Annotated in this window: 22 protein-coding genes and 1 other RNA gene; 16 read left to right on the top strand and 7 right to left on the bottom strand. The window is 62.9% G+C overall.

The window, feature by feature from the left end; translation table 11 throughout:
- Nucleotides 1-8: 8 nt before the first annotated feature.
- Nucleotides 9-446 (bottom strand): acyl-CoA thioesterase, encoded by a 438-nt coding sequence (locus AC1D1J_RS08845; RefSeq protein WP_457281131.1) that lies wholly within the window; start codon nucleotides 444-446, stop codon nucleotides 9-11.
- Nucleotides 447-494: 48 nt separating this feature from the next.
- Between AC1D1J_RS08845 and AC1D1J_RS08840 the strand changes: the two genes are divergently transcribed.
- The 11 genes from AC1D1J_RS08840 (at nucleotide 495) to lepB (ending at nucleotide 11,671) form a co-directional block, all read left to right on the top strand.
- Nucleotides 495-2,345 carry an ABCB family ABC transporter ATP-binding protein/permease gene (locus AC1D1J_RS08840; protein WP_477687231.1) on the top strand — a complete coding sequence of 617 codons (1,851 nt, stop codon included), beginning with the start codon at nucleotides 495-497 and terminating at the stop codon, nucleotides 2,343-2,345.
- Nucleotides 2,346-2,507: 162 nt separating this feature from the next.
- Nucleotides 2,508-3,470, top strand: coding sequence for a LysR substrate-binding domain-containing protein (locus AC1D1J_RS08835; protein WP_477694435.1), 963 nt, complete (start codon nucleotides 2,508-2,510; stop codon nucleotides 3,468-3,470).
- A gap of 541 nt (nucleotides 3,471-4,011) precedes the next feature.
- Nucleotides 4,012-4,902: a transporter substrate-binding domain-containing protein gene (locus AC1D1J_RS08830; RefSeq protein ID WP_457281128.1), complete on the top strand. Its 891-nt coding sequence runs from the start codon at nucleotides 4,012-4,014 to the stop codon at nucleotides 4,900-4,902.
- A gap of 106 nt (nucleotides 4,903-5,008) precedes the next feature.
- Nucleotides 5,009-5,731 (top strand): amino acid ABC transporter permease, encoded by a 723-nt coding sequence (locus AC1D1J_RS08825; RefSeq protein ID WP_457281127.1) that lies wholly within the window; start codon nucleotides 5,009-5,011, stop codon nucleotides 5,729-5,731.
- 1 nt (nucleotide 5,732) lies between these two features.
- Nucleotides 5,733-6,422: an amino acid ABC transporter permease gene (locus tag AC1D1J_RS08820; RefSeq protein WP_457281126.1), complete on the top strand. Its 690-nt coding sequence runs from the start codon at nucleotides 5,733-5,735 to the stop codon at nucleotides 6,420-6,422.
- 55 nt (nucleotides 6,423-6,477) lie between these two features.
- The gene (locus AC1D1J_RS08815) at nucleotides 6,478-7,215 is read left to right on the top strand and encodes an amino acid ABC transporter ATP-binding protein (RefSeq protein WP_457281125.1); all 738 of its coding nucleotides are present in this window, start codon (nucleotides 6,478-6,480) and stop codon (nucleotides 7,213-7,215) included.
- A gap of 97 nt (nucleotides 7,216-7,312) precedes the next feature.
- Entirely contained in the window at nucleotides 7,313-8,392 is a 1,080-nt protein-coding gene (gene pyrC, locus AC1D1J_RS08810) for a dihydroorotase (protein WP_477694434.1), read from the top strand.
- Nucleotides 8,392-9,174 carry an NYN domain-containing protein gene (locus AC1D1J_RS08805; protein WP_477687235.1) on the top strand — a complete coding sequence of 261 codons (783 nt, stop codon included), beginning with the start codon at nucleotides 8,392-8,394 and terminating at the stop codon, nucleotides 9,172-9,174. The genes pyrC and AC1D1J_RS08805 overlap by 1 nt, the downstream gene beginning before the upstream one ends.
- Before the next feature lie 47 nt (nucleotides 9,175-9,221).
- Nucleotides 9,222-9,962, top strand: a complete 741-nt coding sequence (locus AC1D1J_RS08800; RefSeq protein WP_477694496.1) for a DUF3025 domain-containing protein — start codon at nucleotides 9,222-9,224, stop codon at nucleotides 9,960-9,962.
- 97 nt (nucleotides 9,963-10,059) lie between these two features.
- A complete protein-coding gene (gene htpX / locus AC1D1J_RS08795; protein WP_477656648.1) occupies nucleotides 10,060-10,935 on the top strand; it encodes a protease HtpX in 876 nt (291 codons plus the stop codon).
- A 67-nt stretch (nucleotides 10,936-11,002) separates the two neighbouring features.
- Nucleotides 11,003-11,671 carry a signal peptidase I gene (gene lepB / locus AC1D1J_RS08790; RefSeq protein ID WP_477687237.1) on the top strand — a complete coding sequence of 223 codons (669 nt, stop codon included), beginning with the start codon at nucleotides 11,003-11,005 and terminating at the stop codon, nucleotides 11,669-11,671.
- A 41-nt stretch (nucleotides 11,672-11,712) separates the two neighbouring features.
- On the opposite strand, the gene AC1D1J_RS08785 is transcribed toward lepB, so the two are convergent.
- Genes AC1D1J_RS08785 through AC1D1J_RS08775 form a run of 3 tightly spaced genes read right to left on the bottom strand, consistent with a single transcriptional unit; the run spans nucleotide 11,713 to nucleotide 14,718 of the window.
- The gene (locus tag AC1D1J_RS08785) at nucleotides 11,713-12,384 is read right to left on the bottom strand and encodes a ProQ/FINO family protein (RefSeq protein WP_477694433.1); all 672 of its coding nucleotides are present in this window, start codon (nucleotides 12,382-12,384) and stop codon (nucleotides 11,713-11,715) included.
- A 43-nt stretch (nucleotides 12,385-12,427) separates the two neighbouring features.
- Nucleotides 12,428-13,048: a flavin reductase family protein gene (locus AC1D1J_RS08780; protein ID WP_477694495.1), complete on the bottom strand. Its 621-nt coding sequence runs from the start codon at nucleotides 13,046-13,048 to the stop codon at nucleotides 12,428-12,430.
- A complete protein-coding gene (locus AC1D1J_RS08775) occupies nucleotides 13,048-14,718 on the bottom strand; it encodes an NAD(P)/FAD-dependent oxidoreductase (RefSeq protein WP_477694432.1) in 1,671 nt (556 codons plus the stop codon). The genes AC1D1J_RS08780 and AC1D1J_RS08775 overlap by 1 nt, the downstream gene beginning before the upstream one ends.
- 63 nt (nucleotides 14,719-14,781) lie before the next feature.
- Between AC1D1J_RS08775 and rnpB the strand changes: the two genes are divergently transcribed.
- Nucleotides 14,782-15,122, top strand: an RNA gene (gene rnpB, locus AC1D1J_RS08770) — RNase P RNA component class A.
- A 74-nt stretch (nucleotides 15,123-15,196) separates the two neighbouring features.
- Here rnpB and AC1D1J_RS08765 read toward each other — a convergent pair.
- Together AC1D1J_RS08765 and AC1D1J_RS08760 are read right to left on the bottom strand one after the other, a co-directional pair.
- A complete protein-coding gene (locus tag AC1D1J_RS08765) occupies nucleotides 15,197-16,090 on the bottom strand; it encodes a basic amino acid ABC transporter substrate-binding protein (protein ID WP_477694431.1) in 894 nt (297 codons plus the stop codon).
- Nucleotides 16,091-16,356: 266 nt separating this feature from the next.
- Nucleotides 16,357-18,003 carry an MBL fold metallo-hydrolase gene (locus AC1D1J_RS08760; RefSeq protein ID WP_477694430.1) on the bottom strand — a complete coding sequence of 549 codons (1,647 nt, stop codon included), beginning with the start codon at nucleotides 18,001-18,003 and terminating at the stop codon, nucleotides 16,357-16,359.
- 183 nt (nucleotides 18,004-18,186) lie between these two features.
- Here AC1D1J_RS08760 and dapF point away from each other — a divergent pair, with 183 nt between their 5' ends.
- The 3 genes from dapF (at nucleotide 18,187) to AC1D1J_RS08745 (ending at nucleotide 20,931) form a co-directional block, all read left to right on the top strand.
- The gene (gene dapF, locus AC1D1J_RS08755; RefSeq protein WP_477687242.1) at nucleotides 18,187-19,074 is read left to right on the top strand and encodes a diaminopimelate epimerase; all 888 of its coding nucleotides are present in this window, start codon (nucleotides 18,187-18,189) and stop codon (nucleotides 19,072-19,074) included.
- An 81-nt stretch (nucleotides 19,075-19,155) separates the two neighbouring features.
- Complete coding sequence (locus AC1D1J_RS08750; RefSeq protein WP_477687243.1) at nucleotides 19,156-19,851, top strand: DUF484 family protein; 696 nt, start codon at nucleotides 19,156-19,158, stop codon at nucleotides 19,849-19,851.
- 24 nt (nucleotides 19,852-19,875) lie between these two features.
- Nucleotides 19,876-20,931, top strand: a complete 1,056-nt coding sequence (locus tag AC1D1J_RS08745) for a tyrosine recombinase XerC (RefSeq protein ID WP_477694429.1) — start codon at nucleotides 19,876-19,878, stop codon at nucleotides 20,929-20,931.
- A 31-nt stretch (nucleotides 20,932-20,962) separates the two neighbouring features.
- On the opposite strand, the gene AC1D1J_RS08740 is transcribed toward AC1D1J_RS08745, so the two are convergent.
- Entirely contained in the window at nucleotides 20,963-22,738 is a 1,776-nt protein-coding gene (locus AC1D1J_RS08740) for a sensor domain-containing diguanylate cyclase (RefSeq protein ID WP_477694428.1), read from the bottom strand.
- A 200-nt stretch (nucleotides 22,739-22,938) separates the two neighbouring features.
- Between AC1D1J_RS08740 and AC1D1J_RS08735 the strand changes: the two genes are divergently transcribed.
- Nucleotides 22,939-24,129 (top strand): class I SAM-dependent rRNA methyltransferase, encoded by a 1,191-nt coding sequence (locus tag AC1D1J_RS08735; RefSeq protein ID WP_477694427.1) that lies wholly within the window; start codon nucleotides 22,939-22,941, stop codon nucleotides 24,127-24,129.
- The last annotated feature ends 156 nt before the right edge of the window (nucleotides 24,130-24,285 follow it).

Below are 24,285 nucleotides of genomic sequence, written 5' to 3'. Positions count from 1 at the left end.
CCCGGGCGTCAGGCCTTGGGAATCTTGCGGGGCTTGCCGAAATCGTCAATGGCCACGTAAGTCAGGCTGGCTTCGGTGACCTTGATGTAGCGGCCCTGGGCGCGAAAGCGCTCGGCATAGACCTCAACCTGGACCGTGATGGACGTGGTGCCGATACGGGTCACGCAGGAGAAAAACGACAGGATGTCGCCGACCCGCACGGGCTGCTTGAAAATGAACTGGTTGACGGCCACGGTTGCCATGCGCCCGTCCACGTGGCGGGCCGGTACCACCGAGCCGGCCAGGTCGACCTGCGCCATGACCCAGCCGCCGAAGATGTCGCCGTTGGCATTGCAGTCGGCCGGCATGGGAATGACCTTGAGCACCAGTTCCTTGTCGGTGGGCAACTGGACGTTCAGGGCGTCCTCGGCGTGAATGTCCGTATGGGTGCTTGATTCGGTAGACATAGGCACAATCTGAAAAAGTTATTACAACAACCTACACGATTGTCCCTCATGCGCTCCCGAGCTTCCGCTGTTGATTCTTCCCTGGCTGTGCCTGCCGCCGCGTCAGCGCCGGGCGCCGGCAAGGCGCTCGCGTTCCAGCGCTCGGACCTTGGCACCCTCAAACGCCTTTTCCCCTACCTGTGGGATTACAAATGGCGCGTGCTGGCGGCCCTGAGCTTCATGGTGGGCGCCAAGATGGCCAACGTGGGCGTGCCGCTCTTGCTGAAGAACCTGGTCGACGCCATGAACTTCAAGCCGGGCGACACACAGGCCGTGCTGGTGGTGCCGGTGGCGCTGCTGCTGGCCTACGGCCTGCTGCGCCTGTCGACGACGCTTTTTACCGAACTGCGCGAATTGGTGTTTGCCAAAGCCACCGAAGGCGCGGCGCGGCGGATTTCGCTGGAAGTGTTCAGGCATCTGCATGCGCTCAGCCTGCGTTTTCACCTGGAGCGGCAGACCGGCGGCATGACGCGCGACATCGAGCGCGGAACGCGCGGCGTGCATTCGCTGATCTCGTACTCGCTCTACAGCATCATCCCGACGCTGATTGAAGTAACACTGGTGCTGACGCTGCTGGCCGTCAAGTTCGACGTCTGGTTTGCCGGCATCACGGGCATCGCGCTGGTGTTCTACATCTTCTTCACTGTCACGGTGACCGAGTGGCGCACACAGTTTCGCAAGGCCATGAATGAGCTCGACTCGTCGGCCCACAGCCGCGCCATCGACTCGCTGCTGAACTACGAGACCGTCAAGTACTTCAACAACGAAGAGTTTGAAGCCGCACGCTACGACGAAAACCTGCAGCGTTACCGGCGTGCCGCCATCAAGAGCCAGAACACGCTGAGCCTGCTCAACACCGGGCAGCAGCTCATCATCGCCTTCGGGCTGGTGGCCATGCTCTGGCGCGCGACTCAGGGCGTGGTGGACGGTCGCATGACGCTGGGCGACCTGGTGATGGTCAATGCCTTCATGATCCAGCTCTACATTCCGCTCGGTTTCCTGGGTGTGATTTACCGCGAGATCAAGCAAAGCCTGACCGACCTGGACAAGATGTTTGTGCTGATGGAGCGCGAGCGTGAAATCGCCGATGTGGCGGGTGCCCAGCCTATCGTCATCAAAGGCACGCCGGCGGTGCGTTTTGAGAATGTGAACTTCGCTTACGACCCGGCACGGCCCATCCTGCACAACGTGAGTTTTGAGATCCCGCCGGGCAAGACCGTCGCGGTGGTGGGCTCTTCGGGCGCCGGCAAATCCACGCTGGCGCGCCTGCTCTACCGCTTTTACGATGTCCAGCAGGGCCACATCACCATTGCCGGCCAGGACATCAAGCAGGTCACACAGTCCAGCGTGCGCCAGTCCATCGGCATCGTGCCGCAGGACACCGTGCTGTTCAACGACACGGTGGAATACAACATCGCCTACGGCAAGCCGGGCGCCAGCCATGCCGAGGTGGAAGAAGCCGCGCGCGCGGCCCGCATCCACGGTTTTATTGCCTCGACGCCGCTGGGCTACCAGACCATGGTGGGCGAGCGCGGCCTGAAGCTGTCGGGCGGGGAAAAACAGCGCGTGGCCATTGCCCGCACACTGCTGAAAAACCCGCCGGTGGTGATTTTTGACGAAGCCACTTCGGCGCTGGATTCTGCCAATGAGCGCGCCATCCAGGCCGAGCTGCGCACCGCCGCGCAAAACAAGACCACGCTGGTGATCGCGCACCGGTTGTCTACCGTGGTGGACGCGCATGAGATCCTGGTGATGGACGCCGGGCGCATTGTGGAGCGCGGCACACACGCACAGTTGCTGGCCATGGAGGGCGCTTATGCACGCATGTGGGCGCTTCAGCAGAGTTCGGCAGAGGCTTGAGATTTAAGTGAAATCCAGGTTTTAACCATAACTGACGGGCGCAAGCAGCTATAAAATTAATAGCAGGCTGATGCAGGCACGATTGGCCGGAATTTGCGGTTTCCAGGTAGCCATGGGATTCCCCGTAGGTAGAAAGACTGCCTGAGCTCGCATAATTGGTTCATGGAAACCAAATGGCTGGAAGATTTTGTGAGCCTGGCTGAAACCCGCAGTTTCAGCCGCTCCGCCCAATTGCGTCATGTCACCCAGCCCGCGTTTTCACGGCGTATCCAGGCGCTGGAAGCCTGGGCCGGCACCGACCTGGTGGACCGCAGCTCATATCCCACGCGACTCACCCCTGCCGGAGAAACCCTGTACAGCCAGTCGCTGGAGATGCTGCAGGGCCTGCAGTCGACCCGCGCCATGCTGCGCGGCCACACCTCGGCCGGGCAGGATGTCATCGAGTTTGCGGTGCCGCACACCTTGGCGTTCACCTTTTTCCCGGCCTGGGTCAGCAGCCTGCGCGAGAAGTTCGGCCCCATCAAGAGTCGGCTGATCGCCCTGAATGTGCACGATGCGGTACTGCGCCTTGTCGAGGGCAGTTGCGACCTGCTGATCGCCTATCACCACGACTCCCAGCCCTTCCAGCTGGATCCGGACCGCTATGAAATGGTGTCGCTGGGCCAGGAAGTGCTGGCGCCTTTTGTCAGGGCCAATTCCGCGGGCGAGCCCGAGTTCAGCCTGCCGGGCCGCGCTGGCCAGCCCTTGCCTTATCTGGGCTATGCGCCGGGCGCCTACCTGGGCCGCATGGTCGACATGATCCTCAAGCAGTCCAGCACGGCCATCCACCTGGACCGGGTGTACGAAACCGATATGGCCGAAGGCCTGAAGGCGATGGCGCTGGAAGGCCACGGCATCGCATTTTTGCCGCTCAGCGCCGTCAAGAAGGAATTGCGGGCCAAAAAACTGGTCAGCGCCGGCGGTAATCTGGAAATGACCATGGACGTGCGCGTGTACCGTGAGCGGCCCACCTCCAAGGAGTCTGCCAAAACCCATGCCCAGGCATTGTGGACTTACCTGCAGGCACAAACCGGCGGCAAGGAAAAGGCTGGCGGCCGCGGCGCGGGGACACCGGCATCGCGCTAGCCGACCGGCCGTTGCCGAAGCGGGCTGGCCTTGCGGTCAAATGCTGGCATCAGACTGACGACTAGTAGTAACCCTAAGTGGTTATAAGAAAAATGCATGGAAGATCGTCGAAACAGCATTGGTGTTTTGACACCTCCAAATTTACAGTTCGTGACGTTCAAATTTTGGTGCTTGCCCGTGCTTGTTGATTCATTTGCTGTCTGCGTTGCCTTCCTTACGGCCCTTTGTGCGGCATCGGTCTGCGCAAGGCACGGCGCCATTCGGGTGATCGCCCAGCCTGTGCGGCCACGGGTGCAGGCGGCCTGACGGTCCGCTGGCACAAAGACTGCTTACATCTGCCGTATAGTTCCGGACTTTTAATGCGTGCACCATTTTGGAAAACCCCAGAAATTGCTGTCAATGCTGCGGGTTTGCAAAACCATCAACCCTTTCACGCCGTCCGCTTTCCCCCATTTTTAGAGGCCGGGTAAACCTAGGCGTAGCCCGGGAACCAACTCTCTAGAATAGTTCGCTAATCGTTTCATTCATTACAGGAGATTCCATGAAACTCAAGCTAGTCGCTCTGTCTGTTGCATTGCTCGCCACCGGCGGTGCGTTTGCCGACACCCTTTCCAAAGTCAAGGCTTCAGGCGTTGTGACCATGGGCGTGCGTGACTCCTCCGGTGCACTGTCCTATACCCTCGGTGACGGCAAATACACCGGCTACCACGTCGAAATCTGCCAGCGCATCCTGGCCGGCCTCGAAAAAGCCGCCGAGCGCAAGCTGGAAGTCAAATACCAGCCCGTGACCTCGCAAAACCGCATTCCCCTCGTGCAAAACGGCACAGTCGACATCGAGTGCGGCTCCACCACCAACAACGCGACCCGTCAAAAAGACGTGGCCTTCGTCGTGACCACCTTCGTCGAAGAAGTCCGCATCGCGGTGAAAGCCACCTCCGGCATCACCTCCGTTGCCCAGCTCAGCGGCAAGACCGTGGCCACCACCACGGGTACCACTTCCGTGCAGACGCTGCGCAAGAACAAGCGCGCCACCGGCGTCGAGTTCAAGGAAATCTTCGGCAAGGACCACTCCGACAGCTTCCTGCTGCTCGAATCGGGCCGCGCCGATGCGTTCGTCATGGACGGTTCCATCCTGGCCGGCAACATCGCCACCGCCAAGAAGCCTTCGGACTTCAAGATCGTTGGTGAAGTGTTGAGCGTCGAGCCCATCGCCATCATGATCCGCAAGGATGACCCGCTGCTCAAGCGCCTGGCCGACGACACGGTCAAGGGCATGATCAAGTCGGGCGAGATGAACAAGCTGTGGACCAAATGGTTCCTGTCGCCGATTCCTCCGAAGAACACCAAGGTGGGCCTGGCACTGAGCGCCAGCACCAAGGCTGCCTGGGACAATCCGAACGACAAGCCCATGGAAGAGTACGCCCAGAAGTAATTCGGGTCAGGTAAATTGAGAACCCCGCCGGACATCATGCTCTGGCGGGGTTTCTCGTTTACCGTGGCATGGAAAAACAACACAACAACCCTTTGCTGGAGCCGTGATGACTTGGGATTGGCAGGTATTTCTAAATGACGACGGTAGTGGCCGAACCTACTTGCAATGGATGTTTGACGCATGGGGCTGGACGCTGTCCGTCGCCGGTGCATCCTGGGTGATCGCCATGCTGTTTGGCGCGCTGGTCGGCACACTGCGCACCTTGCCCAACAGCCCGTGGCTTGTCCGCTTTGCCAATGCCTGGGTCGAGCTGTTTCGCAATGTTCCCTTGCTGGTCCAGATTTTCATCTGGTACTTTGTGGTTCCCAAAATTTTCCCCGCCATGAAGGAGCTGCCCAGCTTCATCCTGGTGGTGTTCGCTCTCGGATTTTTCACCTCGGCGCGTATTGCCGAGCAGGTCAGGGCCGGCGTGCAGGCCTTGCCGCGCGGCCAGCGTTATGCCGGTATGGCCATGGGCTTTACCACCGTGCAGACGTACCGCTACGTGATCCTGCCTATGGCTTTTCGCATCATCATTCCGCCGCTCACCAGCGAGTCGATGAACCTCTTGAAAAATTCCTCCGTGGCTTTCGCGGTGTCGATCGCCGAGCTCACCATGTTCGCCATGCAGGCGCAGGAAGAAACTTCGCGCGGCATTGAGATCTACCTTGCGGTGACGGCCCTTTATGCAATCTCTGCCTTCGCGGTCAACCGTGTCATGGCCTTTGTTGAGAAGAAGGTCCAGATCCCCGGCTTCGTTGTAGCCGGCTCAACGGGCGGAGGGCACTGACATGCTTGGACTCGACATGAGCTTCCTGAACTGGGAGATGATTTCCCAGTTCGTCGTCAAGGGCTTTATCTTCAGCATCGAGCTGACCGTCATCGCCACCATAGGCGGCATTATTTTCGGCACCGTGCTTGCGCTGATGCGCCTGTCGGGCAAAAAATTCCTGACGGTTCCCGCGACCATCTACGTCAACGGCATGCGTTCCGTTCCGCTGGTCATGGTGATCCTGTGGTTCTTCCTGCTGGTGCCTGCGTCGTTCTACACGACCTTCGGCGCCTGGGGAGCCAACTACCGCGCCGAGATTTCGGCCATCATCACCTTCGTGGCCTTTGAGGCTGCGTACTTCAGCGAAATCATGCGTGCGGGCATCCAGTCCATCTCGCGTGGGCAGGTCAATGCGGGCCGTGCCCTGGGCATGACCTATTCGCAGAACATGAAGCTGATCATCCTGCCGCAGGCTTTCCGCAACATGGTGCCCATCCTGCTGACCCAGACCATCATCCTGTTCCAGGATACTTCGCTGGTTTACGCCATCGGCGCCTACGACCTGCTCAAGGGCTTCAGCACCGCCGGCAAGATCTTCGGCCGTCCTGAAGAGGCCTACCTGCTGGCCGCCGTGGTTTATTTCGTGATCTGCTTCGGGCTGTCCTTCATGGTCAAACGCCTGAACAGCAGAATCGCCATCATTCGCTGAGATCGCTGTTTCTTAAAACACCCCCTATCTCTCAAAGAGCACACTGGAGAAGAAGATGATTGAGTTGAAAGAAGTTTCCAAATGGTACGGTGAAGTGCAGGTTCTCAATAACTGCACCACCAGCATCAAGAAGGGTGAAGTTGTTGTGGTCTGCGGCCCATCGGGCTCAGGCAAATCCACCCTCATCAAGACCATCAACGCGCTGGAGCCTTTCCAGAAGGGCCAGATCTTTGTCGACGGCAAGGCTGTGCATGACCCCAAGACCGACCTGCCCAAGCTGCGCAGCCGCGTCGGCATGGTGTTCCAGAATTTCGAGCTGTTCCCGCACCTGAGCGTGACCGAGAACCTGACGCTGGCGCAGGTCAAGGTACTGGGCCGCAAGCCCGACGAAGCCAAAAAGCACGGCCTCAAATACCTGGATCGCGTGGGCCTGATGGCGCACAAGGATAAATTCCCCGGCCAGCTCTCCGGTGGCCAGCAGCAGCGTGTGGCGATCGCCCGCGCGCTCAGCATGGACCCGATCGCCATGCTGTTTGACGAACCCACCTCCGCGCTGGACCCGGAAATGGTGGGCGAGGTGCTGGACTGCATGATGGGCCTGGCTGTCGAAGGCATGACCATGATGGTGGTGACCCACGAAATGGGCTTTGCCAAAAAAGTGGGCAGCCGCGTGATTTTCATGGATGTCGGCGGCAAGATTCTGGAAGACTGCTCGAAGGACGAGTTTTTCAGTCACCCGGAAAACCGCCAGGCGCGCACCAAGGATTTCCTCAACAAGATCCTGGCGCACTGAAAGCCATGCGCCCCGGAAAAAAAGCCCCGAACCCCGGGGCTTTTTTCATGGCGGCTCATGATGGTCGGGTGGTGTGACCAGTGCGACAATTCAGGCCATGACTTCAGCCACCCGCACACCCGCCTCCACCCTGACCTCCGCTCTGACAATTACCCGGCCCGACGATTGGCACCTGCATGTGCGCGACGGCGAGGCCCTGCACACCGTGGTGCCGCACACGGCCGCACAGTTTGGCCGTGCCATCATCATGCCCAACCTGCGCCCGCCGGTGACCACGGCCGCCCAGGCGGCGGCGTATCGGGAACGCATCCAGGCCGCTGTGCCGGCCGGCGTGCAGTTCGAGCCATTGATGACGCTCTACCTCACCGACAACCTGCCACCCGATGAGATCAAGCGCGCGAAAGACGCCGGTGTTGTGGCGCTCAAGCTATACCCGGCCGGCGCCACCACCAACAGCGATGCCGGTGTGACCGACCTGCGCAAGACTTACAAGACACTCGAGGCCATGCAAAAGGAAGGGTTGCTGCTGCTGGTGCATGGCGAGGTGACGTCCTCCGACATCGACCTGTTCGACCGGGAAGCGGTATTCATTGACACCCAGTTGATTCCGCTGCGCCGCGATTTCCCTGAGCTCAAGATCGTGTTTGAGCACATCACCACCCGCGAAGCCGCCCATTACGTGCGCGATGCCGGCCAGTTCACGGGTGCGACCGTCACCGCGCACCACCTGCTCTACAACCGCAATGCCATTTTCACGGGCGGCATTCGCCCGCATTACTACTGCCTGCCGGTGCTCAAGCGCGAAACGCATCGTCTGGCATTGGTAGAAGCTGCCACCAGCGGCAACAACCGCTTTTTCCTGGGTACTGACAGCGCACCGCACCCTGCGCACCTCAAGGAGCACGCGACGGGCTGCGCAGGGTGCTACACCGCCCACGCCGCCATGGAGCTTTACGCCGAAGCCTTTGATGCGGCCGGCGCACTGGACAAGCTGGAGGCCTTTGCCAGCTTTAACGGTGCGGATTTTTACGGCCTGCCGCGCAATACCGGCCGCATCACGCTCAAGAAGGAAAGCTGGCACCCGCCCGAGAGCTTTGCCTTCGGCGAGGCCGAGCTCAAGCCTTTGCGCTCGGGTGAAAACCTGCCCTGGAAACTGCACACTTCAGAAAGCACCTGATGGACCACAAGCCGCGTGTTGCCCTGCTCATTGATGCCGACAACTCGCCGGCGTCCAAGATCGACCTGATCCTCAACGAGCTGTCGACCTTCGGCGAAACGAACATCCGCCGCGCCTACGGCAACTGGAAGAAGAATGAACTCAAGGGCTGGGAAGAGGTGTTGCACGAGCATGCCATCCGACCCATGCAGCAGTTCGACTACACCAAAGGCAAGAACGCCAGCGACATGGCCATGGTGATCGACGCGCTGGAGCTGCTCTATACCGACCGGCCCGACGCCTTTGGCATCGTCTCGTCGGACGCCGACTTCACGCCGCTGGTCATGCACCTGCGCGCCAAGGGCGCAGCGGTCTACGGCTTTGGCGCGCAGAAAACGCCGGAGCCTTTTGTCAATGCGTGTTCGAGATTCCTGTTCCTCGACAAGCTGCGCCCCATCGCCGTCAGTGATGCGGCGGGCGGTGCCCACGGAGACAGCCGTGACGATGGCGAGGCGGTTGCCGCCGCGCCCCTCAGGGCAACACCCGCCCAGCTCAAGCAGGACGCCAAGCTGGTCATGCTGCTGCGCAATGCCGTCCAGGCCGCAGCCGACGACGAGGGTTGGGCGCGCGTGGGTGCTGTGGGGACGCAAATCGCCAACCAGGCCTCGTTTGACCATCGCAACTACGGCTATGCCACGCTGACCAAGCTGCTGGTGGCCACCCAGCTGTTTGACATCGCCGACGAAGGCAAGTCGACCGTCGCAGTGCGCGACAGGCGACTGAACAAGTCGGCCCGGGCCTAGGGGGCCTGCAGGTGCGAGTCGCTGCAGCCCTGCAGCCAGCGCCGGCCATGCCGATGCCGGCATGGAACCAGCCCTGGCTGCAACCCTGGCAGGAGCCTGGCGAACGCGTCGCCCAGGCCATTGCGGCGGGCACTGCGCTGCATCAGGCCCTGAATGCCGGGCAGCGTGCCCCGGTGCGCTTTGTTCCCCAAAGTGCATTGCCCGCCGGCGAGGCTTACGAGAGCTTTATTTTCAGGACAGGTGAATGCCCCACGCGCGAAGGTGCCCATGATTTTTTCAATGGCCTGTGCTGGATGCAGTTCCCCGAAACCAAAAAAAGGCTCAATCAACTGCAGGCCGCCGAAATAGCGCAGGCCGGTGTGCAAAAGGTGCGCGGCCCGGTCCGTGACGCGCTGACCCTCTTTGACGAGAACGCTGCTTTCCTGTCGGCGCCGCAACCCTTGTGGGACGCGCTGGCGGCGCGGGACTGGCAGCAGCTCTTTGTGGGTTTGCGCCCACTCTGGCAGCAAGCCCGGCTGGTGCTGTTTGGCCATGCGCTGCTGGAGAAACTGATTTATCCACGAAAACCGATCACAGCCCATGTCTACCGGGCGCAACCAGCTATCAATTCAATAGCAGATCTGGACTGCTGGATTGCTGCCGACCTGAGCGCGGACAAGCTGGCCGGCAAGCCTTTTTCCCCTTTGCCGGTGCTGGGCGTGCCTGGCTGGTGGCCCGGGAACGAGAACTTTTCCTTTTATGATGACTCCCTTGTATTCCGACCGCCACGGCTGCAAAACAACAGATAGAGATCAGCCGTCAATGTGCCCCACAGCTTGAACTGGGCTGGCAAGCCCTCATATCCTGCGCAAGGCGGGCTTTTTTCACCGACCCCACGGAGAACCCATGAAACGTATTTTTCTGTTTGTCCTGACCAACCTTGCTGTCGTGGTGGTGCTGGGCATTGTCGCCAGCCTGCTCGGCGTCAACCGCTTCCTCACGGCCAACGGGCTGAACCTGACTGCGCTGCTCGGCTTTGCACTGATCATGGGCTTCGGCGGCGCCTTTATCTCGCTGCTGATCAGCAAGCCCGTCGCCAAATGGAGCGCCGGGGTGCGGGTGATTGAGTCGCCCCAAAATGCCGACGAGGCCTGGATCGTCGAAACTGTGCGCAAGCTGGCCGACAAGGCCCAGATCGGCATGCCCGAAGTCGGCATCTTTGAAGGCGCGCCCAATGCCTTTGCCACCGGCGCGTTCAAGAATTCGTCGCTGGTGGCCGTGTCCACCGGCCTGCTGCAAGGCATGACCAAGGAAGAAATCGAAGCCGTGCTGGGCCATGAGATTGCCCACGTGGCCAACGGCGACATGGTCACCATGACGCTGATCCAGGGCGTGATGAACACCTTTGTGGTTTTCCTCTCGCGTGTGATCGGCTACGCCGTCGACAGCTTCTTGCGCCGCGGCAGCGACAACAACTCCGGCCCCGGTATCGGCTACTACGTCAGCACCATCGTGCTGGACATCGTGCTGGGTTTTGCCGCCGCCATCGTCGTGGCCTGGTTCTCGCGCCAGCGCGAGTTTCGCGCCGACGCCGGCGCCGCGCAGCTGATGGGCCGCCGCCAGCCCATGATGAATGCGCTGGCCCGCCTGGGCGGCATGCAGCCGGGCGAATTGCCCAAAGCGGTGGAAGCCATGGGTATCACCGGCAGCATCGGCAAGCTGTTTGCCACGCACCCGCCGATTGAAGAGCGCATCGCAGCATTGCAGAACAGCCAGGCTTGAACCATCAAAGGGCGCCCCGCACAGGGCGCCCTTTTTTTCTTCCCATTTTCTTCACAGGAGTGCAGGCATGAAAAGCTGGATCAGGCAGAACCGCAGTTTTCTGGTGTTGCTGTTGTTGTTCGGGCTGTTCCGTACCGCAATCGCGGACTGGAACCCCATTCCCTCAGGTTCCATGCGGCCCAACCTGCTCGAAGGTGACGTGGTCTTCGTCAACCGGCTGGCCTACAACGTCAAGATTCCGCTGACCGATACCGTGCTGGCGCGCACCACCGATCCGCAGCGCGGCGACGTCGTCACTTTTTCCTCGCCGGTGGACGGCGTCCGCCTGATCAAGCGGCTGGTGGCTGTGCCGGGCGACGTCGTGGAAATGCGCGACAAGGTGCTCATCATCAACGGGCAGTCAGCCCGCTATGAGGCGCTGGACACGGTGCTGGAGCCGGCCGGGCCGGTTGGCGTACTGGTGGCCACGCACGTGAAAGAAGCCACTGCCCAGGAGCAACATGAAATCCAGTGGCTGGCCGGTGTGAAGGCCAAGGACAGCTGGGGGCCGATCACGATTCCCGCTGACCAGTACCTGATGCTGGGTGACAACCGCGACAACAGCGCAGATTCGCGCTACATAGGCCTGGTGCCGCGCAACCTGCTGATTGGGCGTGCGGAACGGATCCTGGTGTCGGCGGACATCCTGGAGAAGTGGCAGCCGCGCTTCGAGCGTTTTGGCCGCTCGCTCTACTGATCCATTGATCTGCTGATCGACTGAGGCTGCAGCGGGGAACCTCAGGCCTGGCGGCTTCGCTGTACCCGCTCTATGGCGTGTGTCACTTGCGCGGGGTCCAGTCCATACATCTCGGCAAATTCCGTAGCCGTTTTCCCGCTGGCCTCAAAGGCACGCATCAGTGCTTCGCGTTTGGCGGTTTGCACCGCCATCTCCACAAAAGCCTCGTCCAGCAAGGTGTTCGACACCTCATCCTGCGTGCGGGTGCGTTCTGCGTACTCTTCGCGGCTCAAGCCGGATGCTTCAATGGCCTCGATGAGGCGCATACGCACTTTGGGGCGCAGGTCTTCCTTTGAACGTGCCTGGCGCCGGCGGAACACCTCCATGATCGCGTGGTGCACGTGCTCGGGCGCTACCGGCTCGACGGGCTCGCCCTGCAGGTTGTGGCGCGGGTGGCCAGCCGCCACGCATTCGAGGTAACGCGTGGAACGGGCATGCAGGCCCAGCGCCACTTTCAGTTCGTCGCGCTTGAATGCTTCGGGGTTTTCCGCCAGCAGGTCCTGGAAAGCGCCCAGCTTGAGCGGCAGGAACTGTGCGCCGAACATTTTGGGGTAGAGCTCGAACAGCTTTTCCAGCACGGGATGGACTTCGCGAGAGCGCTGCTGCGGATTAGCCGGGCGCTGCGGGGGGCGGGGGCGTTTGGCACGCGGGGAGGGTGTGGTGGTTTCGGTCATGTGTGTGGGTGAAAAAGATGGTATGGCGGGGTGTTCAGAAAGCTCAGCGAGGTCTGAACATGCGAAAGAGGTTGTCGGGTGTGACGGCGAAGTAATCGGCCGGGCCGCCGCCGCGAAGAATGGGCTCGGCAGCCGCCGTGTCGTAAATGCCGTCTTTGAGCAGATGCCTTGCAATGTACACGCCGACGACTTCGCCCAGCACCAGCCAGGTGGGAACCGGCACGCCGTTGGCGCCTTGCAGCTGCAGGATTTGGGTCAGCTTGCACTCGAAGGAGACCGGGCTTTCCTGTACGCGCGGTACGGCAATGCGTTGCGAGGCCACGGGCGTGAGGCCGGCCAGCTCGAACTCGTTGACCTCGGGCGGCACCATCGCGCAGGAGCGGTTCATGGCCTCGGCCAGCGGCCGCGTCGCCAGGTTCCAGCCGAACTCGCCGGTTTCGCGGATGTTGTGCAGGCTGTCCTTGGCACCGATGCTGGCGAAACCGATGATGGGCGGCGTGTAGTTGAAGGCGTTGAAAAAGCTGTAGGGCGCCAGGTTCATTTGCCCCTTGGCGTCCTGCGAGGAAATCCAGCCAATGGGGCGTGGCCCCACCATGGCATTGAAGGGATCGTGCGGCAGGCCGTGGCCTTTGGCGGGCTCGTAGTAGTGAAAGTCCTGGCCCATCACGCGGCCATCCGCTGTTGTTCGGCGTCCTGCAGCACGCTGCGCGCCAGGGCCTCCGCAACCTTGATGCCATCCACGCCGGCCGACAAAATCCCGCCGGCGTAGCTGGCGCCTTCGCCGGCCGGGTAGAGGCCGCGCACGTTGACGCTTTGCAGGTCTTCGCCGCGGCTGATGCGGATCGGCGAGGAAGTGCGCGTTTCCACCCCGGTCAGCACCGCGTCGTGGGTGTCAAAGCCCTTGATCTTTTTGCCGAATACGGGAAAGGCCTCGCGCATGGCCTCGATCGCATACGCAGGCAGTGCCGACGACAGGTCGCCGATGGTCACGCCCGGCTTGTAGGACGGAGTGATGCTGCCCAGCGCGGTCGAGGGGCGGCCCGCCACGAAGTCACCCACCAGCTGCGCCGGCGCCTGGTAATTGCTGCCGCCCAATACAAACGCGTGTGATTCGAGCTGGCGCTGCAGCGCGATGCCGGCCAGCGCGTCGCCCGCTTCGAAGCCGGGGTAGTCGCGCGGGTCTATGCCCACCACGATGCCGGCATTGGCGTTGCGTTCGTTGCGCGAATACTGGCTCATGCCGTTGGTCACCACGCGGCCGGGCTCCGAGGTGGCGGCCACCACGGTGCCGCCCGGGCACATGCAAAAACTGTAGACCGAGCGGCCGTTGCTGGCGTGGTGCACCAGCTTGTATTCGGCCGCGCCCAGCGACGGGTGGCCGGCATGGCGGCCCCAGCGCGCGCGGTCGATGATGCCCTGCGGGTGTTCGACCCGAAAGCCGATGGAAAAGGGTTTTGCCTCGATGTACACACCGCGCGCATACAGCATGGCGAAGGTGTCGCGCGAGCTGTGGCCCAGCGCCATCACCACCTGGTCGGCACGCATCTCGTGGCTCTGGCCCGTGGCCTGGTCCAGTACCGTGAGGCCGCGCAGCTGTTTGCCTTGCGGGCCGTCCTCGATCAGCACGTCGGTCACGCGCTGCTCGAAGCGGATCTCGCCGCCCAGCGCGACGATTTGCGCGCGCATGTTTTCGACCACCTTCACCAGCTTGAAGGTGCCGATGTGCGGGTGCGCCTCGAACAGGATGTCGGCGGGCGCGCCGGCCTTCACGAACTCGTTCATCACCTTGCGGCCCAGGTGACGCGGGTCCTTGATCTGGCTGTAGAGCTTGCCGTCGGAAAAAGTGCCGGCGCCGCCTTCGCCGAACTGCACGTTGGACTCTGGGTTGAGCACGTTCTTGCGCCACAGGCCCCAGGTGTCCCGGGTGCGCTGGCGCACCGTCTTGCCGCGTTCCAGCACGATGGGCTTGAAGCCCATCTGCGCCAGCAGCAGGGCTGCGAACATGCCGCAAGGGCCAAAGCCGACGACTACCGGTCGCAACGGCAAGCCAGCGGGTGCCTGGCCCACCGTGCGGTAGGCCATGTCCGGTGTGGGAAGGATGTGCGGGTTGCCGGAAAGTTTCGCCAGCAATGCGCTTTCCTGGGTTGCATCGATGAGCGTGACATCGACGATGTAGACCTTGAGCAGGTCTGCCTTGCGGGCATCAAAGCTGCGCTTGTGGATGTGGACGTTCTGCAGGGCGGCCGCAGCGACACCCAGGGTCTGGGCCACCAGGGCGGGCAGGGCGCTTTCCGCGTGGTCCAGCGGAAGTTTGAGTTCGGTCAGGCGAATCATGAGAGGGGCTCGTGTTGATCAAGCAACCTGCATTTTAAAGGACTGGCGGATAATGGGCCCCGTGAAGCACGCCAGACCGCCGCTGGTGCAATCTGGGAAACCAGGCACTGGAGGAACGTCCGGACTGCACAGGACAGCGTAGGAGGTAATACCTCTCCACCGTGAGGTGAGGATCAGAGCAACAGAGACGAGTCGGCCCTGGGGCAACCCCGGGCCGGGTGAAACGGGCAATCTCTACGCGCAGCAATACCAAGTAGGCCAGCGTTGATGTGGTTCCGCAGAGCTGGCGGGTAGGTAGCATTGAGCCGTGGGGGCGACCCCCGGCCCAGATTAATGGCGGTCACGCCGGGCTTTCTCCAAGGGGGCCCGGTGCACAGAATCCGGCTTATCGGCGGGCTTCACACTAATAAAAAAAGCCCCGTTCAGCAATGAACGGGGCTTTGTCTTTTTGGGCCTTGCCGGCCCTGCCTGCGGCGCCTTACTTGGCGGGAGAGGCGGCGGCAGCCGGTGCCGATGCGGTGCCTGCAGCGGCGCTGGCGGCTGGTGCCTTACCAAAGTACTGGGCGAAAATCTTGTCGTAGGTGCCGTCGGCCTTGATGTCGGCCAGGCCCTTGTTCAGTTTTGCGAGCAGCTCGGCGTTGCCCTTTTTCACGGCCAGGCCGTATTGCTCGGGTGCAAAGCTGGCATCGGCGATGGTCTTGAACTTCGAGCCGGTGTTGTTGTTGACGTAGTGTTCCACCACGCCGTTGTCGGCGACCACGGCGTCCACGCCGCCGGCTTCCAGCTCTTTCAGTGCCAGTGGCGTGGCCTCAAAGCGCTTGATGTTGGCGCTGTCCTTGCCCTGCAGCTTGGTGATGACTTCGTCGCCCGTCGTGCCGTTCTGCACGCCGACCTTGAGCTTCTTGAGGTCGTTGAACTTGGCGATCTTCGAATCCTTCTTCACGGCGATCAGTTGCTGCGCGTCAAAGTAAGGGGACGAAAAATCCATGGTCTGCTTGCGCTCGGCCGTGATCGTGATGGCCGAGACCAGCAGGTCGCGGTCGCCCTGGTTCAGGGAGTTAAAGATGCCTTCCCATGGCGTGTTCAGGAACTTGACTTCGATGCCGGCTTTCTGTGCCACGGCCTTGACGACTTCGATGTCGAAACCGACGATCTCGCCTTTGTCGTTCTGGGACTCAAAAGGTACATACGCGGCGTCCGTGCCGACGACGTACACCTTGGCTGCGGGTGCGGGTGCCGAGGCGGCGGGAGCGGGTGCGCTGGCTGCGGGTGCCGGCGGCTCGGTCTTGCTGCAGGCGGCCAGAACGATACCGGCGACCAGGGTGCCGGCGGTTTGCAGGAAACGTCGCGTTGAGATGGAGTAGGAAGACATGAAGTCCCTCAAAAAGGTTGAAATGATGGTGATGCCCGTCAAGCCATGCGGTCAGGCACGGCCTCCGGCATACGAACAAAAAGTATAAACCGCGGCCCTGGGTCAAACACCCCCTTTCAGTAGCCTTGGTGACTGTTCAAGGCCTTAACGCCGGTATATACCCTTACGTACGGTCCAAGGTTTAGCAACTTTCACGCCACAGTAGTGCGGGTACTCAGTGGTGGCTTGCAAAACAATAGCGATGCATGGCGCGTGTGCAGAAATCGTTAATGGACAAGGCCCAGCTCACGCACGCGGTCCACGTGCGCCAGCAGCGAGCGTTTGGCCACCGGCCAGATGCGCGGGTCCACATCGTCGTAGGCGCCCGCGACCCAGTCGTCGATCGTGCCTTCCGGGTGGGCCTGCATCACCCGCATGATTTTGGCCTCGCGTTTGAGGCGATGGGCCTTGAGCCGGGCAATCGCATTCTTTGCGTCCGCCAGCACGTAGCCATGCGCCGGGGCGATGAAGCCGATTTGGTGTTCATCGCAGGCCGCGCTCAGCGCATCCAGGGAGTCCAGGTAGGCACTCATGTCACCGTCGGGCGGGTCAATGACCGTGGTGCTGCCGTTGAGGATGTGGTCGCCGCTGAACAGCAGGCCGTCTTCCACCAGCACCAGGCACACATGGTTGGCGGCATGGCCGGGTGTGTGCAGCACCTTCAGGGTATGGGTAATTTCGCCTTCCGGCCCTTTGCTGGTGAGCGCAAGCAGCTCCTGATTTGATAGCGATCGATCCGGCGAGAAGGCGCTGGCGGCGCGCGCGGTGGGTGCCGAGGGCAGGCCCAGAATCGGCGGCGCAACGCTGCACATGGCCTGCAGCGGTTTGGCGCCGGGTGAATGGTCGGGGTGCGAGTGGGTGCACACAATCATGCGGATGTCGCCGCCGGCCGCCCGCCAGAGGCGCTGCAGGTGCTCGTGATCAGCCGGGCCGGGGTCGATGGCGATGTAGCCGCTGCCAGGGTCGCCGACCAGGTAGCTGTTGGTGCCCGGCCCGGTCATCACGCCGGGGTTGGGCGCCGTCAGGCGCATCACGTTGTGGAGCAGCGCCACGGGCTGTGATGTCTGCCAGTCGAGTGCGTGCACGATCTGCCCGTCCGGGCAGGTCAGCGCCAGCTCACCATAGGGCGCTTCGTGTTCCATATAGCGCGCTTCCTTGCCGGCCAGCAGCCCGGCACGCGGGCAGGAGGTCCAGAGCGGGACTTCGGATGCGCAGGCCGCCAGCACCGAGGCCACGTCGGGATAGTGCTGCAGCCTTTCCAGTGTGCGTATGGTGGGAAAGATGATGAAGAATCCCCCTGCCGCGTGCCGCGCCAGCGCCTCGGCCGGCCGCACCCAGACCGGCTCAAACTGCTCTGCCTCGTCGGCCACCGGGCTTTGCCCTTCGGGCATGCGCGCAACGAGAAAAGGCACGTCAAAGCGGCGCGGCAGGTCGCGGTCGGTGACCCAGTGCGCCAGCACAAACACCTGGTCACCGGCCAGCGTCAAGCCGCGCTCCCGGCATTGCACGGCGAAGGACGCCTTGCGGTCCAGTGCTGCGATGTCGGCGGTCGTGGCATAACTGCCGTCGACGTGGCGCGCCAGCAGCACGCCGAGTTCCTCAAAACTTTCGCGGATAGCCGCGATGGCCTGTGTCAGGTGCAGGTCGCTTTGCGTGGCCCGCCGGGTGGACTGTGCGTGTGCCGCGGCATCCGCCGCGTCGATGCCGCCGCCGGGAAAGACATAAGCCCCCGGGGCGAAGCTGGCGGTCATGGAGCGCCGTGTCATCAGGACTTCGACGCCGTGCGGGGTGTCGCGCAGCAACAGCACGGTGGCCGCCGGACGTACAGGCGCGGGTTCGCGCGAAGGATGGAGCAGTTGGGAAGGACGTGGCATCCGCAAATTATGGCTTCGGGGCTGCGCGGGCGTTGCCGGCGGGATTTGGAGGGTTTTCTGCTGTGCAATGCCCAGGGCAAACCAAGCGTATTGCCCCGAATTCCTTCAAAACAACGGCCGGTGGGCGCGAAATGGCCGATTCACCTCTTTAAGCGCCGCCTTCGCACCGCAGATAATTCCCCCATGCGAATCCGATTCACCAAAATGCAGGGCGCGGGCAATGACTTTGTCATGCTCGACGAAACCCGCGCCCCGCTGGGCCTTTCCACCGCGCAATACCGCTTCCTGGCCGATCGTCACTTCGGCGTGGGCGCCGACCAGATTCTCTCGGTGCGGCCGCCGCCTGCGGATGCGGGGGAGGGCATCGACTTTGAGTACGTGATCCACAACGCCGACGGCGGCGAGGTTGAGCAGTGCGGCAACGGTGCGCGCTGCTTTGTGCGTTTTGTGCGCGAGCAGGGGCTGACGACAAAGGACGTCGTGAGGGTCAAGACCCTGAGCGGCATCATCGAGCCACGCATGCAGGCTGACGGGCGTGTCACGGTCGACATGGGCGCGCCGGTGTTTGACCCGGTGCGCATTCCCTTCGACGCTTCCGGACTCGCGCCTGTGACCCAGGGTTCATGGCAAAAATGGCCACTGGCGCTTGATGGACGGGCGCAAGCAGCTCCTCTTTTGATAGCGGCCTTGTCGATGGGTAACCCACACGCGGTGCAACTGGTGGATGACGTGGACGCTGCGCCGGTGCTGCAAACCGGTCCGCTGATTGAAAACCACGTGCGTTTTCCGCGCCGTGTGAACGCCGGCTTCATGCAGGTGGTTTCGCGCAGCCAGATCCGACTGCGGGTCTTTGAGCGCGGCGCGGGCGAGACGCTGGCCTGCGGCACGGGCGCCTGCGCGGCGGTGGTGGCGGGCATACGCTGGGGCCTGCTGGACACGCGGGTCGACGTGATGACGCGGGGCGGCCAGCTCACCATCGAATGGCCGGGGCGGCTCGATGCGCCTGTCATGATGACCGGGCCGGCTACGACGGTATTCGAGTCCGAGATTAATATCCCCGACGGGATCTGAAGACTGCCTTTCGACGAAAGCGGATGTAACGCGGGCACCCTGCGCCTTTGCGCCCGCCACAAAACTGAGGACAATGCCCGGATGAATCCAACTGAACACCCCATCACCGAAGACGACATCGCCAACTTCCTGGCCAACACGCCCGACTTCTTCGAGCGCCACGCCGAACTGCTGGCTTCGGTGCAACTGTCCAGCGGACACGGCAACCGTGCCGTCAGCCTGCAGGAGCGCCAGGCCTTGATGCTGCGCGAGAAGATCAAGGGGCTCGAAACCCGGATGGTCGACATGATCCGTCACGGGCAGGACAACGTGGCCATTGCCGACAAGATGCAGCGCTGGACACGCAAGCTGCTGCAGGCGACGCAGGCGCGCGACCTGCCGGGCGCCATCGTCGAGGGCATCACCGGCGAATTCCTGATCCCGCAGGCCGCCATCAAGGTCTGGGACGTGAACGGGATTTTTTCGGATGAAAGCTTTGCGACCGATGTGAGCGAGGACGCCAAAACTTTTGCATCGTCATTGAGCGCACCCTACTGCGGCGTCAATTCGGGCTTCGAAGCGGTTAACTGGCTGCCCGAGCCCGCGGTGGCGCTGTCGATCGCGCTGATACCGCTGCGCGCCGCAGCGGGGGCGGAAGTCTCGGGCCTGCTCGTGCTGGCCTCGCCCGACCCGGAACGCTTTCACAGCGGCATGGGCACGGATTTTCTGGAGCGTCTGGGTGAACTGGCCGGCGCGGCGCTGACCCGGCTGCGGCCCCAGCCGGTTGCTGCCGAATAAGCACCGGGGCCATGCACCACGGCCATGATGCAAACGCCGCCTTCAGCCTCTGAATCCGGCGGCGGGCAGCCAGTATTGACGCCTTCCGATCCGCTGGTCGAGCGTTACCTGGAGCATGTGCGCGTGGAAAAGCGCCTGGCCCAGCGCACCGTGGAGCTCTACGCGCTCGACCTGCAGAAGCTTGAAGCCAATGCGCACCAGGCCAGGGTGGCGCTGGTGGCGGTACAAAACGTTCACATGCGGCGCTGGGTGGCGCAAATGCATGGTGCGGGGCGCAGCGGCCGGGGCATTGCACTGATCCTCTCAGGCTGGCGCGGCTTTTACACCTGGCTGGGCCGCGAAGGCCTGATCAGCGGCAACCCCGTGCAGGACGTGCGGGCGCCCAAAGCCGCCAAGCCCCTGCCCAAGGCATTGAGCGTAGACGAAGCCGTGCAGCTCGCGGGCTACCAGGCCGACGCTTCGGATGGTGACCCGCTGCTGGAACTGCGCGACCAATGCATCACCGAGCTGCTGTACGGCTGCGGGCTGCGTATCGGCGAGCTGGTGGGCCTGGATGTGAAGGCCAGTGCGCAGGCGCGCGGCTGGATCGACACGGATGCGGCCGAAGCTTATGTGCTGGGCAAGGGTTCCAAAAGGCGCAGCGTGCCGGTCGGCCGGGCTGCGCTGCAATCACTGCAGCAGTGGCTTGCCGCGCGGGCCGGCTGGGCGCGTGAAGACCATGCGCTTTTTATCAACCAGCGCGGCACCCGCCTGACGCCGCAGCACATCCGGGTGCGGCTGAAGCAGCGCTCGCTGAAAGCGGGGCTGGCCACGCCGGTGCATCCCCACATGCTGCGCCACTCCTTTGCCAGCCATGTGCTGCAGTCGAGCGGTGATTTGCGGGCGGTTCAGGAGCTGCTGGGCCATGCCAACATCACGACCACGCAGGTCTATACCCGGCTGGATTTCCAGCACCTGGCCAAGGTGTATGACGCGGCGCACCCGCGGGCCCTGTCGAAAGCCGGAAAGGCCGGCGCGGGCGCGCCGGCATCGCCAGGAAGCCTGGCGAAGGCGGACAAAGACGCTAAAGACAAAGCCTGAGCCTGGCACCAGCACTGGTGCCGGGCGGCGCTCAGGCTGGACTGGGGCGGTCGCGCCTTGCCGGCCGTATCGGCGGCACTTCCCCGAGCATGAACACCGCCCGCTTGCTGTCAGCCGGGGCGGCGGCCAGGCGCTCTTCAAGTTGGGTCAGCAGGCCCTGGGCGTTGGAGCCCTGGTAGGGCACCAGGGCGTACGCGACATGCACCTGTGCGACGCAGTCCACATGCAGGCCTTTGTAGGGCATGAGGCAGCGCGCCACGATGCGCGGCCCGAGCGTGCCGGCGTCCTCGGCGCTGAAGGGGCCTTCTACCAGCATGCCGAAGCGCCGTTCCGACAGCCGTGCGGCGCTGTCGATTTCACGTGCGGTGGACAGGAGGCGCTCGGCCACGTGCAGCGGCAATTCCTCGGCGGCCTTGCGTCCGAAGTCGCGCTGGATCTGCTCGGAGTTGACCAGGTCGATGATCATCACCGCGCTTTGGTGGCGCAGCCGTTCGGAACGCGCAATCATGCGGATCAGGCGCTCGGCAAACACGTGGCCGTTGATCAGGCCCGTGGCCGGGTCCACCCGGTCCAGGCCCTGGATCCGGCGGATGTTCTCGCGCCGGTGCTGGCTGCGCAGCATCAATACCAGCATGACGATGGGCAGATGCAGCGCCACGCCCAGCTGCATGCCGTGCTGCGTGAAGAAGCCGATGGGCACCAGCTCGGCATTGCGGGCCATGGTCCATCCGGCGGCGGCCAGCACCGGCACATAGGCCAGCATCAGCCAGGGCGCAAACCGGTCGCCGCGGCGCCAGGCCCAGCCCATGACCAGCATGCTGCTGAATTCCAGCAGTGACACGATGGGAATGAACAGGCCCATGCGCGATGCAGATGGCACCAGCGCCAGCACCACAGCCGCCAGCACGCCCAGCGCGGCCTGGCCCGCCATCAGCCAGTGCAGGCGCAATGAGCGTTCGGGCAGGGCCACCACCGCGGAAATGAACAACAACGTGGCCGACACCGCCAGCATGGGCAGCACGGATGTCGAAATGTCGTTCCACCCCGGCCACGCCGGCCACAGGTGCAGCCCCGCGATGCCGGTGACGGTCGCCTGCGTCAGGCCCATCAGGGTCACGCAGAGGGCGTAGTAACCGTACGCGGTGTCGCGCAGTGAAATAGCGCCCAGCGCCGAGATCAGCGCCGCCAGCCCCGTCAGCCCGAAGAAGATACCCAGGATCAGGGAAACACGCTGTTCTGAGTGGCTCAGGCGCCCCTCACTGATGAACTGCAGGGGCGCGCTGAAAGCGTGGCCGTTCTCCAGGCGCAAAAGGTAATGGGTGGGTACCTCGGCCGACAGCGCGATGGGCAGCAGGGGATGGCGGTGCGGCACTGGCCACTTGTCTACCGCCACCAGGTCGCCGGCGCGCTGCTCGTTCCAGCGGCCGACACCGTCCAGGGTATACAGCGAAGCCCGGTCGATGGACGGGTAGGGAACCTCAAGGTACCAGCGCTCTGCGTCCGGCGCCGGCGGCACGTTAAAGCGCACCCACATGGCCTGGCCGCTGGTCACCGGGTAGATCGCATTGCCGTGTGTCGGCTTCCAGGGGAGGTCGGGGGTGGCGGCAACCTGCTCGGGGGTGAACTGGCCGGTTGTGTCTATCCAGTAGTCGCCCCAGTCCTGCAGTGCGACAGGTTCTGTCTGGGTGTCCAGGTCCAGTATGGTGCGTGATCGCGCATCCAGGCTGGTCAGCGCCAGCAACGAGCCCATGAACAGGCTGATAACCAGCCCCAGCAACAGGGTGCGGACGGGTGCGGGCGTGCGCATGGCCGGGCTTGCCAGCGGCCCGTGTTTCTTCCATCGCCGCGAAAATGAGGTCAAAAACATTAACCTGCGATTGTCGCAAAACTTTCACGAAAATTACACCGAGCTGTCAAACCGCTGTCAGCCAGCTCATTTAGCTCATTTGTCAGGGTGGACGCTCCGTGCTCAGGAGGGGTGATGCCACCAGCCGCGACAATAGCGGCATGAAAATAATTCGACTGCGGGACGGCAAGGAGCGCTCATTGCTGCGGCGCCATCCCTGGATTTTTGACGGCGCTATCGCCAAAGGGGGCGGTGACGCAGGCGAGACCCTGCGGGTGGAAAGCCACTCCGGCGAATTTTTGGGCTGGGCAGCGTTCAGCCCGGCCTCCAGGATCCGGGCCCGGGTCTGGAGCTTTGACGAAGCCCAACGCATCGACGCGGCCTTCTTTTCAGCGCGCATCGCCCAGGCCCTGAAAGCACGGGAGCTGTTTGACATCCAGAGCGACGGGCGGCGGCTCATTCACGGCGAATCCGACGGCCTGCCGGGCCTGGTGGTCGACCGCTATGCGGACACGCTGGTGGCGCAGTTTTCCAGCTGCGGCGCAGAAAAATGGAAGAGCGTGATCGTCGAAGCCCTGCTGGCCCAAACCGGCCTTACACGCCTGTATGAGCGCTCCGATGCGAGCTCCCGTGCCCTCGAAGGCCTGCCCGAAGTCACCGGCTGGCTGGCCGGCTCGGGGGAGACCGGCATCACCATCACCGAACACGGCTGGAAGCTCAGCCTGGACGTGGCCGAAGGCCATAAAACCGGCTTTTACCTGGACCAGCGCGACAGCCGGCAGAAGTTTGCCGCCTACACGCGCCGCCTGCAGTTCGGCCAGGTGCTCAACTGCTATTGCTATACCGGCGGCTTTACCGTGGCCGCGCTGGCCGGCGGCGCCGGGCACGTCACGTCGATTGATTCGTCCGGCCCGGCGATCGAGCGGGCCCGGGCCAATGTGGCACTGAACGGCTTTGACGCCAGCCGCACTACCTTGCTGGATGCCGATGTCAACGCCTCGCTGCGCCAGTACCAGAAGGAAGGCCGGATGTTCGACGCCATCGTGCTGGACCCGCCCAAATTCGCGCCCACGGTGACGCATGCCGAGCGTGCCGCCCGTGCCTACAAGGACATCAACCGGCTGGCGTTGTCGATTCTGGCGCCCGGCGGTGTGCTGTTTACCTACTCGTGTTCGGGCGGGGTCAGCGCCGACCTGTTCCACAAGATCGTAGCCTCGGCCGGCATCGATGCGGGGGTGGACGCTTTCATCTCCGAGCGCATGGGCGGCGCACCCGACCATCCCATGACGGTAGCCTTCCCGGAAGGCGAATACCTGAAGGGCCTGGTGCTGGTGAAACGGGTGGGCGGCTGATTTTTATATAAATAGTGGTTCCAGGCCAATAAGGACGAGCGCGAGCAGCTATTAAAAATATAGCAGATGCGAGGCCAAAATTACCAGCCTGCACTGGCTTTTGAGGCCCTGCGCTTGACACGACCTGTAAAGTAACTGCTGGCCAAGGTGGTATTC

This window comes from Polaromonas sp. P1_F8 (assembly GCF_056405635.1).
This window is presented reverse-complemented; position numbering and strand designations above follow the sequence as displayed.